Source organism: Luteolibacter sp. (assembly GCF_039920825.1).
Lineage (GTDB): Bacteria > Verrucomicrobiota > Verrucomicrobiia > Verrucomicrobiales > Akkermansiaceae > Luteolibacter.
The window spans coordinates 34,513-51,999 of record NZ_JBDSCX010000066.1; the positions used below are offsets into that span (position 1 = coordinate 34,513).

16 protein-coding genes are annotated in these 17,487 nt (G+C 58.6%); 12 read left to right on the forward strand and 4 right to left on the reverse strand.

Annotated features, from left to right (window positions below; translation table 11 throughout):
- The first annotated feature begins 30 nt into the window (after nt 1-30).
- From ABIQ96_RS19375 to ABIQ96_RS19415, 9 genes are all read left to right on the forward strand, one after another.
- A complete protein-coding gene (locus ABIQ96_RS19375; RefSeq protein WP_348216288.1) occupies nt 31-2,232 on the forward strand; it encodes a PAS domain-containing protein in 2,202 nt (733 codons plus the stop codon).
- 5 nt (nt 2,233-2,237) lie between these two features.
- Entirely contained in the window at nt 2,238-2,867 is a 630-nt protein-coding gene (locus tag ABIQ96_RS19380; RefSeq protein WP_348216289.1) for a response regulator transcription factor, read from the forward strand.
- Between the two features lie 668 nt (nt 2,868-3,535).
- Nucleotides 3,536-4,213 carry a hydrolase gene (locus ABIQ96_RS19385; protein WP_348216290.1) on the forward strand — a complete coding sequence of 226 codons (678 nt, stop codon included), beginning with the start codon at nt 3,536-3,538 and terminating at the stop codon, nt 4,211-4,213.
- 57 nt (nt 4,214-4,270) lie between these two features.
- A complete protein-coding gene (locus ABIQ96_RS19390) occupies nt 4,271-4,813 on the forward strand; it encodes an antibiotic biosynthesis monooxygenase (RefSeq protein WP_348216291.1) in 543 nt (180 codons plus the stop codon).
- Nucleotides 4,810-6,621 (forward strand): amidohydrolase, encoded by a 1,812-nt coding sequence (locus tag ABIQ96_RS19395; RefSeq protein WP_348216292.1) that lies wholly within the window; start codon nt 4,810-4,812, stop codon nt 6,619-6,621. Before ABIQ96_RS19390 ends, ABIQ96_RS19395 begins: the two co-directional genes overlap by 4 nt.
- Before the next feature lie 24 nt (nt 6,622-6,645).
- The gene (locus ABIQ96_RS19400) at nt 6,646-7,470 is read left to right on the forward strand and encodes an alpha/beta hydrolase (RefSeq protein WP_348216293.1); all 825 of its coding nucleotides are present in this window, start codon (nt 6,646-6,648) and stop codon (nt 7,468-7,470) included.
- A gap of 22 nt (nt 7,471-7,492) precedes the next feature.
- On the forward strand, nt 7,493-8,770 hold the full coding sequence (locus tag ABIQ96_RS19405; RefSeq protein WP_348216294.1) for an alginate export family protein: 1,278 nt from the start codon (nt 7,493-7,495) through the stop codon (nt 8,768-8,770).
- Between the two features lie 74 nt (nt 8,771-8,844).
- Complete coding sequence (gene rph, locus ABIQ96_RS19410) at nt 8,845-9,624, forward strand: ribonuclease PH (protein ID WP_348216295.1); 780 nt, start codon at nt 8,845-8,847, stop codon at nt 9,622-9,624.
- 75 nt (nt 9,625-9,699) lie between these two features.
- Nucleotides 9,700-10,197 (forward strand): hypothetical protein, encoded by a 498-nt coding sequence (locus ABIQ96_RS19415; protein WP_348216296.1) that lies wholly within the window; start codon nt 9,700-9,702, stop codon nt 10,195-10,197.
- A gap of 349 nt (nt 10,198-10,546) precedes the next feature.
- Here the strand turns inward: ABIQ96_RS19415 and ABIQ96_RS19420 are convergent, their stop codons facing one another.
- A complete protein-coding gene (locus tag ABIQ96_RS19420; protein ID WP_348216297.1) occupies nt 10,547-11,113 on the reverse strand; it encodes a ribonuclease H-like domain-containing protein in 567 nt (188 codons plus the stop codon).
- A gap of 119 nt (nt 11,114-11,232) precedes the next feature.
- The gene (locus ABIQ96_RS19425; RefSeq protein WP_348216298.1) at nt 11,233-13,170 is read right to left on the reverse strand and encodes an SPFH domain-containing protein; all 1,938 of its coding nucleotides are present in this window, start codon (nt 13,168-13,170) and stop codon (nt 11,233-11,235) included.
- Between the two features lie 120 nt (nt 13,171-13,290).
- On the opposite strand from ABIQ96_RS19425, the gene ABIQ96_RS19430 reads away from it, so the two are divergent.
- Nucleotides 13,291-13,677, forward strand: coding sequence for an RNA-binding S4 domain-containing protein (locus ABIQ96_RS19430; protein WP_348216299.1), 387 nt, complete (start codon nt 13,291-13,293; stop codon nt 13,675-13,677).
- Nucleotides 13,678-13,747: 70 nt separating this feature from the next.
- Here ABIQ96_RS19430 and ABIQ96_RS19435 read toward each other — a convergent pair whose 3' ends face one another.
- On the reverse strand, nt 13,748-14,248 hold the full coding sequence (locus ABIQ96_RS19435) for a hypothetical protein (protein ID WP_348216300.1): 501 nt from the start codon (nt 14,246-14,248) through the stop codon (nt 13,748-13,750).
- 96 nt (nt 14,249-14,344) lie between these two features.
- Nucleotides 14,345-14,794 carry a hypothetical protein gene (locus ABIQ96_RS19440; protein WP_348216301.1) on the reverse strand — a complete coding sequence of 150 codons (450 nt, stop codon included), beginning with the start codon at nt 14,792-14,794 and terminating at the stop codon, nt 14,345-14,347.
- Nucleotides 14,795-14,949: 155 nt separating this feature from the next.
- Between ABIQ96_RS19440 and ABIQ96_RS19445 the strand changes: the two genes are divergently transcribed.
- Nucleotides 14,950-15,684 (forward strand): response regulator transcription factor, encoded by a 735-nt coding sequence (locus ABIQ96_RS19445; protein ID WP_348216302.1) that lies wholly within the window; start codon nt 14,950-14,952, stop codon nt 15,682-15,684.
- On the forward strand, nt 15,681-17,234 hold the full coding sequence (locus tag ABIQ96_RS19450; RefSeq protein WP_348216303.1) for a HAMP domain-containing sensor histidine kinase: 1,554 nt from the start codon (nt 15,681-15,683) through the stop codon (nt 17,232-17,234). The genes ABIQ96_RS19445 and ABIQ96_RS19450 overlap by 4 nt, the downstream gene beginning before the upstream one ends.
- The last annotated feature ends 253 nt before the right edge of the window (nt 17,235-17,487 follow it).

A 17,487-nucleotide genomic window follows, 5' to 3' on the forward strand; every position in this document is an offset into this window, starting at 1 on the left:
GGTTCGGACTACAGCTTCCAAACGATTCAAATGGAAGGAACCACCCACCAGATTGATGGCCCGGATGCGCTGGTGCATCGACAGGCGGCGGACTTGCTAGAGGTCAACCGGACTCTGGTGGACAGCGAGCAACGCCTGCGTCTGGCGATCGAAACGGGACGGATCGGCCTATGGGTCTGGAACTCGACCGATGTCGCCAACTCGGGTGACTGGTCGCCGCGGTTGAAGGAAATTTTCGCCATACCGTTAGATACGGAGGTCACCCATGAAATATTTTTGCAACGCGTGCATCCGGACGACCGCGAGCGGGTCAACGATGGCGTGATGCAGGCGTTGGCAGGAGCTAACGGCGGCGAGTATTCCTCCGAATATCAAATCATTCACCCCGATGACGAATCGCCGCGCTGGGTCAGGGCGCGCGGGCAGGCATTTTTCGACACGGAGGGACAGGCGGTTCGTTTCATCGGCACGGTGATGGATATCACGGAGCGCAAACGGACGGAGGAATCGGCGGCCCGTCTGCAAACCGTGCTTGAAGAAGGCATCGCCTCGCGCACTGCGGAGCTGGCCCGCATCAATGCCGCGCTGGAACTCGAGATCGAGGAACGCAAGTGTGCCGAGCGCGAGCTGATGCAAAACAAGCGCGAGCTGCGGCTTGCGATCGATACGATCCCGGGCCTGGTCTGGAGTTCGCAATCGGATGGATACATCGACTATCTGAATCAGCGCTGGCTCGAATATACGGGCCTCATGCTGGAGGACGCGAGCGGTTGGGGATGGCAGGCGGCGATTCATCCGGATGATTTGCCGGGGCTCGTCGCCTATTGGAAATCGATCCTCGGTGCGGGCGAGGCGGGTGAACACGAAGCTCGGCTGCGGCGTCACGACGGCCTGTATCGCTGGTTTCTCTTCCGGGCGGTTCCTCTCCGTGACGCACAAGGACAGGTCACGAAATGGTACGGCGCGAATGTCGATATCGAGGATCTTCGGGCTTCGAAGCACCTCGCACGCGGACAGGTCGAAGGCCTCACCCGGACACTCGAAGCGCTCGCGAAGGAGTCCGAGCCGGGAAAATTTCTCGAACACGTGCTGCGGATGTTCGTGAGGCAGCTTGCGGCTGATAGCCTCGGAGTATGGGAAATGAACGAGCATACCGGACGCATGGAACTGGTGGGGGAATGCGAGAACGACCATGTCACTTTCGCCGCCGACGAAGAGCGCGGTGATCCTCTGCTAAGCATGATTCCACCGGACGCGCACCCTCTCTGGAGTGAGTTTTTCCTCAGCGGTGAGCGTTGTGTCATCGGCGATCTCGAAGCGAACCCGCCCCGCATCCGTCTGGATGACGGGAACAAGTGGCATTCGTGGCTGAGCTCGGTCGTGGGCAATCCCATGGTGGTGAATATGCAGCAGCGCTTCATCGATTCGGGAGTGGTGGCGACGCTCTGCGTGCCGCTGCTTCTATCAGGCGAAGTGCGTGGGTTGATCAGTCTGCGCTTCAAGGAGAAGCGGCCTCTCGGTTGTGCCGAATTCGAACTGGCACGCGCGCTCGCGCATCAGGCGATGCTCGCGATCCAGCTTGTTAGGCTCTCCTCGCGAAGCCGTCTCACCGCTGTGGCCGCCGAGCGCAACCGCATGGCACGCGACATCCACGACACGCTGGCGCAGGGTTTCACGGGCGTCATCGTCCAACTGGAAGCGGCCGAAGACGCGCGTTCCCGTGGACTGGAAGCCGAATCCGACGCCCACCTCGCCCGCGCCCGCGCGCTCGCCGGTGAGAGTCTGAACGAAGCCCGCCGATCCGTGCAGGCTTTGCGTCCGCAAGCGCTGACCAAAAACGACCTGTGCGGGGCGCTTGCGGAGATGATAGAAAAACGGACGGTGGGCACAGCGTTGCGGGGTTCATTTTCAGCCAGCGGAGAACCCAAGCCGCTGCCCGAGGTATGGGAGGATAATCTTCTGCGCGTGGGGCAGGAAATTCTCACCAATTCGCTGCGCCACGCCAGCGCCTCCCGTTTCGAGGGAGTGCTCGTTTTTACCGACGGCGAGCTGTGTATGGAATTTTCCGACAACGGATCCGGCTTCGATCCGGAAGCGCATTCGGAGGGGTTCGGTTTGCTTGGAATGAAAGAGCGGGTCCAACAGATGAGCGGTCTGTTGACGATCCACAGTGCCATCGGCCAAGGCTGCGCCATCCGCATCGTTCTGCCCTTTTCCGCCGCGACGATCTAACTTCCATGCCCCATTCAAAAAAAATCCGCCTCCTCATCGCCGATGATCATGTCACCGTGCTCGAAGGACTGACGGCGATCATCAACCGTCAGCCTGACATGACCGTGGTCGGTGATGCGGCCGACGGGCTGGCCGCTCTATCACTTTGGGCGAAACACCGGCCGGACGTCGCGCTGCTAGATCTGCGGATGCCGGAACTCGATGGCGTCGGCACCATGGAGGAAATCCGCAAGCTTGATCCTTCCGCCCGTGTGATCGTACTCACCACTTTCGACACCGACCACGAAATCACCCGTGCGATCAAGGCCGGTGCCCGCGCCTATCTGCTCAAGGATACGCCGCGCGAGGAACTGCTCGACTGCATCCGGCGGGTCCACCGCGGAGAGATGTGCATTCCCGCGCCGCTCGTCGCGAAGCTGGCGGCAAACGTGAGCAGCGAATCGCTCACCGGCCGCGAACTCAATGTGCTTGAGCTGTTAGCCAGGGGCTGGAGCAACAAGGAAATCGGTGCGAACCTCTGCATCAGCGAGACGACCGTGAAGTCTCACCTGCGCAGCGTTTTCGGGAAGCTCAACGTGCTCAGCCGCACCGAAGCGCTCACCGTGGCGAGCAAGCGCGGTTTGATCCGGCTCTAGTTGAATTTGGAGAGGTGCTGTCGGACGGTATAAGGCGGCGGCGGGAAACTTCCGAACCGCCGCCTGGCCAAGCAAAATGAACAGCACCAGCACGAGACCTTGGGTAATGCCGAAAGATGGTTCGGTGCCTGTCGGTGCCAATTCTTTAAGAGCAGGCAATCTCAGGAAAAGCTCGGCGATCAGGACGAAGAAATTCAGATAGAGGGCCACGGTCGCGCTGATGACGTGGATCTTGCGCCAGCCGCCCGCGAGCCGCGCGGAATAGAGTGCGTAACCCGCCACGCCGAGCACCAGCAACGAGAGGATTCCGAAAGCATAGGGCGGGGTGAAGCCTTTGAACGGGAAGAAGAATCCGGTGATGCTGGTCGCCGCTGAGGTGGCGAGGAACCAGTTCGTCCACGCCCGCGGATGTTTTCCACCCAGCCATTCTCCGACCACAATGAAGCCCGTGGTGATCCCGGCGAGACTGATCAGAATGTGAACGAGAGTGAATGTCGCGAGGTTCATGGGGATGGGGAGATTGTAAGCGGGCGATCTCTTCACCCGGCAATAACAGCCGCAGATCATGCCGGCCGTCGCCAAGTCTGTCATCCTCCTTTCGAAGGAGAAAAAAATCAGCGTCTCGGGCAATAGGCGTGCCCCGCGATGCTTGCTACCTTCGCAGCGTGATGAACCATTATACCAAACTCTTTACTCCGGAAGACAGCGCCGTTGTCTTCATCGACCACCAGCCGCAGATGACCTTCGGTGTCGCAAACATCGATCGCGCCTCGCTGATCAACAATGTTACGTTGCTCGCGAAAGTCGCGAAGGAATTTAACGTCCCGACCGTGCTCACCGCCGTGGAAACCGAATCATTCAGCGGCTACATCTGGCCACAGTTGCTCGATGTTTTTCCCGGCCAGCCCATCGTCGAGCGGACTTCGATGAACTCATGGGACGACGCCGGTTTCCGCGCGGCGATCGAAGCCACAGGAAGAAAAAATATCCTGATGACCGGCTTGTGGACCGAGGTCTGCGTGACCTGGCCGACGATCGAAATGCTCGGCGCGGGTTACAACATTTACGTCGTCGAAGACTGCTGCGGCGCTACCTCGCAGGCGGCGCATGACGCGGCGCTCTCGCGCATGGTGCAGGCGGGTGCGATCCGTGTTACCACGATTCCCGCCCTGCTCGAATGGCAGCGCGACTGGGCGAAGCGCGAACATTACAACAATCTCATGGGCCTGATCAAGGGACAGGGCGGCGCTTACGGCGTCGGCGTCGAGTATGCCTACACGATGGTCCATCACGCGCCACAGTCGGCGCAGAAGCCACAGATTGTGCCGAAGAAGGCGGATCACTAACCAACACACGAAGCGGGCGATCGTGGATTGCCCGCGCACTTTGATTGATCAATCGTCATGCCCATTCATGTTGCCATCACGCGGCGGGTGCTGCCCGGTCACGAGGCCGAGTTTCAAAACGAATTGCGCGAATTTTTCCAGACTTCGTTCGGCCACGGCAGCGTCCTGGGCGCAAGCATGCTCACGCCGCCGCCGGGTTCCGATTCACGGGAATACGGCATCCTGCGCACCTTCACCAACGAAGCGGACCGCGATGCTTTCTATCGGACACCGATGTTCAAGGCGTGGGATGAACGCGCCCGGGTATTGACCGAAGACGAGCCGGAGTATCGGCAAATGCATGGGCTCGAAGCATGGTTCCGCTCGCCTTCCAATCCTCCGCCGCGTTGGAAAATGGCGGTAACAACGGCGCTCGGCGTCTATCCGACGAGTTTGTTTCTCGGGGAAACGGTCGGACGCCTGACGCACGAGTTGCCCCTGTTGCTGCGATCGGCGGTTTTTGCGATCTCGATGGTGATCTTGCTGACTTGGGTGGTCATGCCGCTGGTCACCCGCATTTTGCACACCTGGTTGCACCCTGAAACGGAATCAAAGAAATGAATACTTATCCCGATTTGATCTTATACAACGGCCGCATCACCACGCTCGATCCGAAGTATCCGGAAGCGGCGAATCTTGCCATCAAGGACGGCCGGATCGTGGGAGTGGACGATGCTGAGGACTATCAGTCAGGCCCGGACACCAAAACGATCGACCTCAAGGGGCGCCGCGTTATTCCCGGCCTCAACGACTCGCACCTCCACCTCATCCGCGGTGGCCTTAACTACAATCTTGAGCTTCGCTGGGATGGAGTCCCCTCTCTAGCAGACGCGCTTCGGATGTTGAAGCTACAGGCCGAGCGGACGCCCGCGCCGCAGTGGGTGCGCGTGGTCGGAAGCTGGAGCGAGTTCCAATTCGCCGAACGCCGGATGCCGACGTTGGATGAAATCAACGCCGCCGCTCCCGACACGCCTGTTTTCATTCTCCACCTGTATTGCCGCGCGCTGTTGAACCGCGCCGCGTTGAAAGCCTGTGGTTATACCCGCGACACGCCGAATCCGCCCGGTGGCGAAATCCAACGCGACAAAAACGGCGAGCCGACCGGCCTGCTCATTGCCCGGCCGAACGCGATGATCCTCTACGCCACGCTGGCGAAGGGCCCGAAGCTGCCGCCGGAGTATCAGTATAATTCGTCGCGCCAGTTCATGCGCGAGCTGAACCGGCTCGGCATCACCAGTTGTATTGACGCCGGTGGCGGGTTTCAAAATTATCCGGATGACTATGAAATCGTTCGCCAGCTCCATGATCGCGGAGAACTGACCGTTAGAATTGCCTACAACCTTTTCACTCAAAAACCGAAGGAGGAAAAAGACGACTTCGCCCGCTGGATGCGGATGACCAAGCCCGGCGAAGGCGATCCGTTTTTCAGGATGAACGGGGCAGGGGAAATGCTGGTCTTCTCCGCGGCGGATTTTGAAGACTTCCTGGAACCCAGGCCCGACCTATCTCCTAACATGGAGAGTGAATTGCAGGAAGTGGTGACGATGCTCGCCTCGAACCGCTGGCCTTTCCGTCTGCACGCGACCTACGATGAATCGATCACCCGCTTCCTCGATGTCTTCGAGCAGGTCAATCGCGAGGCACCGTTGCACGATCTGCACTGGTTTCTCGACCATTGCGAAACCATCTCCGACCGCAACCTCGAACGACTCCGCGCGCTCGGCGGCGGCATTGCGGTCCAGCATCGGATGGCCTTCCAAGGCGAGTATTTCGTGGATCGATACGGTGCGAAAGCCGCCGAACGCACTCCGCCGATCCGCCGCATGTTGGAGATGGGCATCCCCGTCGGCGCCGGCACCGATGCGACGCGCGTGGCCAACTACAACCCGTTCAACTCGCTCTACTGGCTGGTCAGCGGCCGCACGCTAGGCGGGCTGGAACTCTATCCGGAACAGAACCGGCTCAGCCGTGAGGAAGCATTGCGGCTCTACACCAGCGGCAGCGCGTGGTTCTCCGGCGAGCAGGAGGAAAAGGGAATTCTATCTGCCGGTCGTTACGCCGACCTGGTTGTTCTAACTGACGACTATTTTCAAATTTCCGAAGAGCGCATCCGCGACCTCGAATCCACCCTGACAATCGTCGACGGCAAGCCGGTTTATGCGACCGGCGATTTCCAGGAACTTGCTCCGCCAACGCTTCCCGTCATGCCCGACTGGTCGCCTGTCGCTAGATTCGGCGGCTATGGCGCACCCGATTATCAACGACTCGCCGCGCCACTCGGGCACAACCACACGACGACCTGCGGTGGCTATGACAAGCCCGGCTTGTCGGGCCTCTGGGGATCCGGTTGCGACTGTTTCGCCTTTTGATCCAACCAACTAACAAACGATATCATGAGCACATTCATCACCAAGGACGGCACGGGAATTTACTACAAGGACTGGGGCACGGGACCCGTCGTTACCTTCAGCCACGGCTGGCCGCTAAGCTCGGACGCGTGGGAAGCGCAGATGTTTTTCCTCGCCTCGAACGGCTACCGCTGCATCGCCCACGACCGCCGCGGCCATGGGCGGTCGAGCCAACCGTGGAACGGAAACGATATGGATACCTATGCCGATGATCTCGGGGAATTGTTCGAGGCGCTTGATCTGACAGATGCCGTCATGATCGGCCACTCGACCGGCGGCGGCGAAGTCGCGCGCTTCATCGGACGCCATGGCACGAAGCGCGTGGCTAAAGCGGTGCTGATGGGCGCGGTGCCGCCGATCATGTTGAAGACCGAGGCTAATCCCGGCGGACTTCCCATCGAAGTGTTCGATGGATTCCGATCCGCCTATCTGGCCGACCGGGCACAGTTTTTCCTCGATGTCGCCAGCGGTCCGTTTTTCGGATTCAACCGGCCGGGAGCCAAGATTTCCCAAGGGTTGATCCAGTCGTGGTGGCTTCAAGGCATGATGACCGGCCACAAGAATGCCTACGATTGCATCAAGGCGTTTTCGGAAACCGACTTCACCGAAGATCTGAAAAAATTCGATGTTCCGACACTCATTATCCATGGCGACGACGACCAGATCGTGCCCATCGGCGCGTCCGCCATGCTTTCGTCCAAGCTTGTCCCCAATGCGATTTTGAAAATCTATCCGGGCGGCACGCACAGTCTCGGCGATACCAGCAAGGACAAGCTTAACGAGGATCTCCTGGAGTTTATCCGCGGTTGATTCTACCGAAGGGATGCGTTGGATGAGATCGTGGGCACAAAGTCTTGTTGGTCTCATCTGCGCATCGGCAGTTAGGGCGGGGGATGTGCGGAGTTCCGGCGATTTCCAATGGTCGATCGGTGGTGAGATCCGCGAACGATACGAAGCCTACAGCGAACCATTCTTCGGGTTGCGCGGACTGGATCAGGACGATTATCTGTTGCACCGGTTGTTGGTTGATGCCGATGTGCATGTGGGTGACCGTCTGCGGTTCTTTGTGCAGCTTGGAGATTATTTGGAAGCGGGCAAGGAAGCGCAGCGAAGCCCGACGGATGTGGATGAAATCGATTTTCAACAGGCGTTCGTTGATTTCACAACTCCCTTGGAAAATGCCACGCTGTTGATCCGAGCGGGAAGGCAGCAAATGACTCTTGGATCGGGACGGCTGGTGTCCGTGCGCGAAGGGGCTAACATCCGCCGCAGTTTTGATGGGCTTCGTCTAACTATTTCTTCGGGAGGGGCGACGTTCGATGCCTTCGCGTTGCGCACCGTCGAACTGGAAGTCGGTGGTTTCAATGACAATTCAAATCCGGGAGAAGCGCTCTGGGGAATGTATGGCGTTCTGCCCGTGAAGGCTTTGCCGGATGGTCACGTCGATCTCTACTATCTGGGCCTGGAGCGCGATGACGCCGTATTTGAACAGGGGACTGGGGACGAGCGCCGGAATTCATTCGGGACACGGCTCTGGGGCAAGCCGGGTGGTTGGGACTACAACTACGAGGCATTGATCCAGACAGGAACTTTTGGCGATGCGGACATCGTTGCATGGACCATCGCAACGGATACCGGATTCACGTGGAAGTCATCCCCATTCACCCCCCGCCTCGGCTTCAAGGCGGACATTGCGAGTGGGGATGGAGACCCGTCAGACGGTTCCCTCAACACCTTCAACGCCCTCTTTCCGAAGCAGCCCTATTTCAGCGAGGCATCGTTGATCGCCCCGGCCAACATCATGGACTTGCATCCGTCATTGTCGTTGGATCTGTCAGATCAAGTGACCCTAACGACAAGCTGGAATGTTTTCTGGAAGCAACGTGTCAACGATGCCGTTTACGCGCCGCCGGGACGTCCGCTGGTGGCGGCTGGGCAAAGTGATTCCCGCTACGTTGGAAATCAGGTGAACTTGGAGCTGGAGTGGCAATTGCGGGAAAACATTTCCTGGACCTTTTATTACTCCCACTTCTTCGTCGGCCCGGCGATTACCGGCGATGGTGGCCGCGACGTGGATTTTTTCGGCACGTGGGCATCGCTTGAATTCTGACGCCGCAAGGTTGATTCCGGTCGCCGGAGTTCTCCACGCTTGCCGAGCGGGCGGGCGTGGATTTCACTTCTTTCATGACACGCCCCGACGGCCGCCAGAACGACCAGCTTCGCCCGATTTCCTTCGTCCCGAACGTGGCCCCGCATGCCACCGGCTCGGTGCTTGTTTCCTTCGGCGACACGCGGGTGATCTGCTCCGCGACCATCGAGGAGGACGTGCCACGTTGGATGCGCGCCCAACGCGTCGAAGGCGGCTGGCTCACGGCGGAATACTCGATGCTGCCCTACTCGACCCTTGAACGGAAACCGCGCGACATTTCACGCGGCAAGCTCGATGGCCGGTCGTCGGAAATCCAGCGCCTCATCGGCCGTGCGCTACGTGCCGTAGTCGATTTGAAAAAAGTCGGCCAGCGCACGATCTGGATCGATTGCGATGTCCTGCAAGCCGACGGCGGCACCCGCACCGCCTCCATCACCGGCGGTTGTGTGGCCATGGCCATCGCTTTCAATAAACTGATGGCTCAGGGCAAACTGAAGAATTTTCCGATCAAGAAACTCGTCGCAGCCGTTTCCGCTGGAGTCTATCAGGGCGTGCCGGTCCTCGATTTGAACTACCCGGAAGATAAGGACGCATCGGTTGATTTCAACGTCGTCATGACCGAGACGTCCGAGTTTGTTGAAGTCCAGGGCAGCGGCGAGGAAGCGGTTTTCTCGTCCGAGGAAATGACCGCCATGCTCGAACTCTCGCGCAAAGGGATTTCAGAAATCATTTCCCTGCAAAAGGCGGCGATCCTAACGGCCGATAAGGCCGCTCCGGCGGATCTTGCGTCGCTGGCTGCGGCATTCGGGCGGTGACGCTGCCGTGAAATCAGGGATTGCCGCGAAGGCCGGCAACCGCTAGTGGATTTGGCAGATAGAAATACCCAATTCATGAAAAATCAGCTGTTCGCATTCCTCCTCGCCCTCGTTGTGCTCGAATCCGGCTCCGTGGCCTCGGCCAACCCGTTCGCCGATGCAGCCGCCCCTAGCCAACCTGCGCCTTTGGGCGGTTTCCCTCCGGGAACGACTTTCAGTTTCAAGGTGGTTTATACCTATTCGACCAAGGGGCCGGCGGCCGATCCTGTCGCGCAGGTTCCAGCTCCGGTTCCGTTGGGAATTCCCAAATTCAAAAAGGGGGATACCGTCAAATTTACCATTGGCAACAAAGGCCAGCTGACAGGTCCCGGGTTCTCCATGAAATACGTCACCGACGAGGAATTCTCCTACGCATACAGCGCGAATAATCCACTAAGCCCGGCCAATCCGAAAACCGCGCACGTGGATAAGAACAAAAAGAACAAGCCGACCGCAGTGGGACTGAATTTCTTCAAGTCGAAGATCGTGGATGGGGTTGATACGCTTTACTCGGTTTACTACGCATTGGAGTGATCGACTGGAGCCGGATTTATCGATGATGATTTATTAAAGAGTCATCCGGCTGCTGTTTTTTGACGGTCGAGTCCTTATTTGCCCTTGGCGAAATCTCACGAGGATACTAGAAAACCCGCGCCATGACCCGTTCTTCCATCGAAGCCGCCGCGAAAATCTACATCGTCGCCCTGACCATCGTCTTTATCTGGACCGTGACCAAGGTGCTCGCGCAGATCGGTTTGATGTAAAATAAGGAGCGTGGACGTCTCGTCCACGAAGCCGATGCATGGCGAAAGCGCTGTGCGGAGCACTTTTCCTATCTCTTCTCATCGTCCGGGCGGGCCAAAGTCCCGCCCTCCTCAAGGGTTCATTTCCAGTCCACCGCGACCTCGGCGACCCTGCCGCTCTTGTCGTCGTATTTGAGCAGCCCGTGTTCGAGGGCGTATTCGTGGACGCATTTGGTGACCTTCACGTCGAAGGCGCAATATTCCGCGATTTTCCGGAGTGGTTCGAACTGGCCGGATTTTTTGTGCTCCTGCCACCAGCGCAGGGCGTCGAGTCCGTCGGCGGTTTTTCCGGTGCCCAGCGAGGCGGATGCCACGGAGTCGAGCTTGAGGCGGTGGCCCATGATTTTTTCAAGCTCAAGCATCATGTCGAGGTTGATGGTTTGCTCGACCATCGTGTGGAAAACGTAGGGCTGGAGCACCGGGTAATCGAACTGCATGTGGTTCCAGCCGACGACGAGGTCGGCCTTTACCAGCTCCTCGCCGAGCTTCTCCATCTCGTTTTCTCCATAAATTTCATAGGTCCCGCGAGCCGTGCTGTAAGTCACTCCCACCGAGACGCCCATCTTGGCCTTGTGGGAAAATCCGCCCACGTCGCCGAAGCTGCGTTGGGTTTCCAAGTCGAAATAAACGATGTTTTTTGCGGCCACGCCCGGTTTTAGCGGGCCGGGCGGCCACCCCGCAAGTGTGATGGCGGGTTTTTAGAAACAGGATGGAAAACATATGGGCCCCATAGGTCCTATTGGGGCCCATATGTCGTATTTCAAACTCAGCTCAGCGGATCAGCCGCAGGTGCGGATGTCTGCGCTTTCGGCACCGTCGCCGGAATGGTTTTTCCGCCGAGTTCTTCCATGAGTTTCATCCCGAGCAAGCCGGAGAGCGCTCCGTTAGAATCATTGCCACCGCCGGTGATGAGGATGTCGGGCATGACCTTCACCTTGTCCTTGCCGATGATTTCGGCGATCTTGGTGCGGGTGAAATTGTCGCCGCCCATGGCGTTGACCTGGAGCTGATAGGACTCGGCGTTGGCCTTGCCGATCGCGAGAATCTTCTCGGCTTCCGCATTACCGGTGAGGGCGATGCGGCGGGCCTCGGCATCGGCGGTGACCTTGACGCGTTCGGCTTCGGCGGCGGCATTGAGCTTGACGCTGGCGGCGTCACCACCGGCTTTTTTCACGGCGGCATCGGCGACGCGTTCGGCGATTTGCACACCTTGGTCGGCTTGCACGATCTGTTTCTGAATGTCCGCGATGGCGGTTTGTTTTTCGAGGTTCTGGCGGGTTTCCTGTGCCATCCGCTGGGTGTCGTAGGTGACCTTCTGCTCCTCGGCGATTTTCCGGTCGGTGAGGGTTTTCATGAGTGAATCGGGCGGGGCGATATCGCCGATGAGGGTGTCCACGCCGTTGACGTTGTATTGGTCGAGGACGGCATTGATGTGGTTGCGGGCGGAGGCCTGGCGTTCTTTACGGGTGGAGAGGAAGGCGATGACGTCGCTGTCCTGCGCGCTGTTTCGGAAGTAGTTGCCGATGGTCGGCTCTAACACCTGAGAGACCAGATTGTTCATGTTGCCGAAACGGGCGATGACCTTGCTGGCCTCGATCATGGGAATGTGGATGATCTGTGAGACGTCGAGGTTGAAGGGGAAGCCGTCCTTGCTTCGCACGGTGATGGTGGAGAGGTGTTTGTCGAGCTGGTGCGCCTCGCTGCGGGCATTGGCCCAGTTGAGGACGAGGTTGGTGGTGGGAACATGCTCGATGCGCAGGATGTAGGTGTTGAGCGGGTATTTGCCAGGTCCGAGCGGTTCCGCCCAGACGCCTTTGTGGCCCTTGGCAACGATGTTGCCGTGTTTGAAATCAAGGCCGCTGACGTCCACGCCGTCGTCACCGTAGTAACTGATGACGACGCCGACGGAACCGATGGAAATCTCAGTCATCGGGATTTCCTCGATGTGGACGAACCAGGTGTTGAGGAAATAAGAACCTGCTAGAATCACCTGCGGTTGGAGTCCGCGGCAGCCACCGGCGGAGAGGAAAGCGTCGGCGTTCTGGAAGTTGCTGTGGCCCTCGGTCACGCGGCCGGCGATCTGGCCTTCGGGCAGTGGAGCTCCGTCAAGAGTGGTGACGATGCCCACCATGTTTTCCTTGATCTGGGTCATCTTCGCGAGCGTGACTTCGAACAGGAAGGTGTTGATCCGATAGGTTCCGGGCGTAAGGAATGCGGCTTGGCGGCCTTTTTGTCCGCCGGAACGGAGGAACATTTCCGCGTCCTGAAACATCTGGCAATCGACCCGCCGCGCGAGCACCGCACCGGCTTGGAGTTCTCCACCATCCTTGGACATGATCAGTCCGATGAGGCCGTCGGGGATGACCGCCAGGGGTTGCAGCGTGATTTCATACTGCCAGATCCATTTCCAGAAATAGAGGCCGGGTGCGAGGGTTTGTGATTGAAAACCGGCCTCGCCGTTGAGCGCGATGATCCGGCCGCTGGGCAGCTCCTTGTGTTTGCCGAAAATGACAAATTTCTTGGTCACGAGTCCGATTCTGTCTTCTGGAATGATGACGACGCCAAAGAGTGCCTGGAGAAGTTTTCGCCAAAAAAGCAGCACCACCACCAGCGCGCCAAGTGGCCAGAGCCACAGTGAGTAGGGTGACAGGGTTTCGAAGATTCCTGATAGGTAGCAGGGCGGACCAAACGGTAATGTTTGCATAGGACTTCCTTGTAGCGGGTTTCCCGGCAACCGCTATTCCAATCGCCTGAGATGAATGTAAGAGGTCGTTGTTGCGGATTTCCGTGGTTTCTTGCAAATTCCCCGGCGAAATGAACGGCCATGTCTGAATCCTCCCGTGCCGACAAGTGGTTGTGGGCGACCCGGTTTTTCAAAACCCGCGGGCTCGCGGCGGAGGCATGCGCTAACGGAAAGGTGAAACGCAACGGCCATCCGATGAAATCCGCCTCGCCGGTCCAGCCGGGGGATTTGTTGGAGATTCCCTTCATCGAGGGTCCGGGATTCCGGCTGATTTCCGTGAAGGCAGTGATTGAAAAGCGGGTGGGCGCGCCGGAAGCCCAAGCCTGTTACGGAGATCTAACCAAGCCGGAAGTTTACGACGCTTTGAAACTCTGGCTCGCCGCGAAACGGGAAGCCACCAAAGGCCGCCCGACCAAGCGCGACCGCCGGGAAATCGACAAGATCCACGGTTTCTGGGACGACGTTTGATTGCCATCCCGAAACAAAAATCCCGCTCCGGCATTGCACCGGAACGGGATCGGGTTTTTTCGGGTCGTTCTTATTCGACGCCTTCGTCCTTCGCATCATCGCGCGGTGGCGGTGGTGGTCCGAACGGGCGCAGTTCTTCGGGGGAAAGCTCGCCGTCTCCGTTTTTGTCCAGAACCTTGAGGGATTCCGGAGCGTTCGCGAGTTCTTCAGCGGAAAGCGTGCCGTCATGATCCGCATCCAGCGCGGCAATCACCGGAGGAGCGGGTGGTTTGTTAGGCGGGGGATCTTTCGGACCTTTGGGATCCTTCGGACGTTTCGGGTCCTTCGGCGGCGGCAAGCGCAGTTCTTCGAGGGTGATTTCACCGTCGCCATTCTTGTCGAGGGTCTTGAGGACTTCGACGGCGGCGTTGATCTCATCTGCGGAAAGCACCCGGTCATGATCGGTATCGAGTGCGGCGAATACGGGAGGGACTGGCGGCGGACGCCGGTCGCCCCGTGGTGGGGGTGGCTGGGCCGAGGCGGCGATGCACGCTGCCAGGGCGAGGGCCAATTGGATGGTTGGTGTTTTCATGGTTAGATAATTTTCGGGGCTGGTTCGGAGTGGAGATTTCCAAGGATCGAACCGTGGCTCCGGTCTTTTGTTTTGGCGGATTTTCTCCGAGGGGATTCAGGCCTTGATCGGAGGTTTTCCGGGATTCAATTCCTTGCGGGAAATGGTGCCGTCGTCATCCTTGTCCAGGGTTGCGAGTGAAGTCGGTGCTTCTTCGATTTCATCCGCGGAAAGAATACCGTCCTTATTCAGATCCAACACGGCGATCAGCAAGGGAGGACGCTTGCCTGGAGGTGGTGGAGGTGGCCCCATGTCCGCGTCTTTTCCCTTTTTCGGTGGCGGCATGAGTTCCTTGCGGGTGAGTTGGCCGTCGCCGTTCTTGTCGAGGTCGGCGAGAGCATTCGAAGAGTTGTTGATCTCGTCCGGGGAGAGCTCGCCGTCGCGATTGGCATCCAGAACGGGAAGCAAGGGTTGGGGTGGCTTGGGCTCCTTGGCGCTGGCTGTGAGAGTGGTGATCGCGGCGGTGGCGGCCAAGGCGAGTAACAATGGGATTCGGTTTGCTTTCATGGTTTTTGTAGGTGGCTTGTTGGCTCATTCCCATGGGGAACGATGCCGATAAAACAGTCCTCTTGTGAACTCCGTGTGTGGAACCAACCGCAAAAATGTAAAATTTGTGTAAATGCGGTGGGCTTGGCCCCAACCGGCCTGCTAATAGATCACCGATGATGAAAACTCAGGGGAATCCCCGGCTCCTTGTCGTTGATGACGATCGAAAGCTCGCCGGTCTGATTCGCGACTATTTGACGCCGATGGGATATGACGTTGAACTCCGCCACAACGGACCGGAGGGCTTGGCGGAAGCGTTGGCCTCTCCCTACGAGGCGGTGATTCTCGACGTGATGATGCCGGGAATGGATGGGTTCGCCGTCCTCCGCGAGCTTCGGAAAAAATCCGATGTTCCCGTTCTGATGTTGACCGCGCTGGGTGATGAGGCGGATCGGATCGTCGGGCTTGAGATCGGTGCGGACGACTATCTGCCGAAGACATTTTCGTCGCGGGAGTTGCTGGCGCGATTGCGGGCGGTGACCCGCCGTTCGCGGCTTCGGGTGAGTGAGGAGGAAGATGGGCTTCGCGAACTCACTGCCGGCTCGCTGCGTTTGTGCGAAGACACCCATACCGCTGTCCTCGGCGACAACGTGCTTGATCTAACGACTCTTGAATTCGCGATTCTAGCAGCCCTTCTCAAATCAAAAGGCCGCGTAAAAACCCGCGAACGGCTCATCGAGGAGGTGTCTGAACGGCGCTTCGATGTCTTTGACCGCTCCATCGACGTCCATGTCTCGTCGCTTCGGAGGAAACTTGGCGATGACGCGAAGAATCCGCGTTTCATCCGCACCATCCGCGGGATCGGATACTCGCTCCACGAGCCCGAGACCTCCGATTTCAGCCAGTCATGAATGCCCGCCCGCATGTCCCCCTGCTGGCGAAGGTGTTAGGTTGGTTGCTTCTGCATCTCCTGATCCTGGCATTGGCCTTCGTCGGATTCGTGGGTTGGCAGCTGGGCCTCGGTCTCGACTCGCTTCTCAGCGGTTCCGCAGGTGACCGGCTGAGGGCTTTTGGCGATGAGGCCCGCGAAAAAATCCTCTATCACCCGCCGACGGAATGGAATGCCCTGATCGAGCCGCTGGCGAAGACGAAAAATGTTAGGTCCGCGATGTTCGACCAGATGCGTCCGGATAGCATTCCGTTCCGGGTTCCGAAAAATGTGTTGGAGAGGGCCAGGACCTCGGTTCCTCCCCAGCCCGGTCCGCCGGTTCGTCGCGGGCCTCCTCCGATCGGCGCGGATGGACCTCCGGAAGGCGATGATTTACCGTTTCCCGATGATTTTGACGAGAGGCCGCCGCCACCCGGCAGAAGACCGTTGGGGGGAGTGGTTGGTAACAGGCGGGATGATCCGCTTCCTCCCAGCCGTCCCGCCTTTCTGGTGCGGGGTGAAGGTGGAGATGGCTACTGGGCCGGTATCCAAGTAGTTCTTCCTGGGCCTCCCGGCCAACCTCGACATCCAAGGGTGCTCTTAGTGCGGGCCGACAGCCTTGATGGCTCCGGAATGTTCTTCGATTTCAAACCCTGGCTGTGGGGAGGTTTGGCGGTTCTTGCCCTAAGCCTTACGTTTTGGACACCCTTTGTTTGGGGAATCACCCGCTATATCCGGCGGCTAACAGGCGCTGCCGATCGCATTGCGGCAGGTCAGTTCAATGTCTCGCTGCCTTCCCGTGGTAATGACGAACTCGGAAACCTGGGGCATGCGATCGAGACAATGGCTAGCCGTCTCGATCATCTGATTTCCGGACAAAAGAGGTTTCTTGGAGATGCCGCCCATGAGCTCTGTGCCCCGCTTGCCCGCTTGCGAACGGGGCTTGGAATCCTCGAAATGAAGCTGGCGGAATCCGAACAGCCCAACTTGCTCCAGATCGAATCCGATGCGGGAGAGCTTGCTACGCTGGTTGAGGAAATCCTGGCTTTCTCGCGAGCCGGTAACCGTGCGCCCCGCCTTCAAATGGTTTCCCTTGAGCCTCTCATTCGAGAAATCTCCGCACGGGAGGGAGGAGAAAAAGCTCCTGAAATCCAGATTTCCCCGGAACTAACAGCTGTTGCCGACAGCTCGTTGCTTGGTAGAGCCATTGGGAATCTCATCCGCAATTCAAGGATTCACGCCGGACCTCAGGCGAACATTGCGGTCCATGCGGCAAATGGCCCCGACTTTGTAGAGATCACTGTGACAGACGATGGCCCGGGAGTTCCTCCGGACGAACTTTCCCGGCTTTTCGAACCCTTTTATCGCCCGGATCGTTCCCGCAGCCGGGATACTGGCGGGACAGGGCTCGGTTTGGCGATTGTTCGCACCGCCATCGAGGCCTGTGGAGGAGAGGCGACGGCAGCATTGCCCTCCAATGGTGGATTTTCCGTGACGCTGCATCTTCGCAAATGCCTGCCGGAAGGCTTCTGAATGGCAACGTCGCTTGCTCAAAACGCGAGCATGTAGGAAGTTCCTAGCCGCGTGGCTGGATTGTCACCGGAATCTGTTCGGATACTTATGATCCCGAAACATTCCATGTCCCCCAATCCCGATGTCAGATGATCCGTGTTTTGAAATTTCATCACCCAACCCGTTTGATTTCAGCGGGTTGGGGTGGGTGTTTGAAAAAACCTTCAAAAAAGATCACAAAATGGATTGACCGGGGTCGCGGGGTCGGAATAGG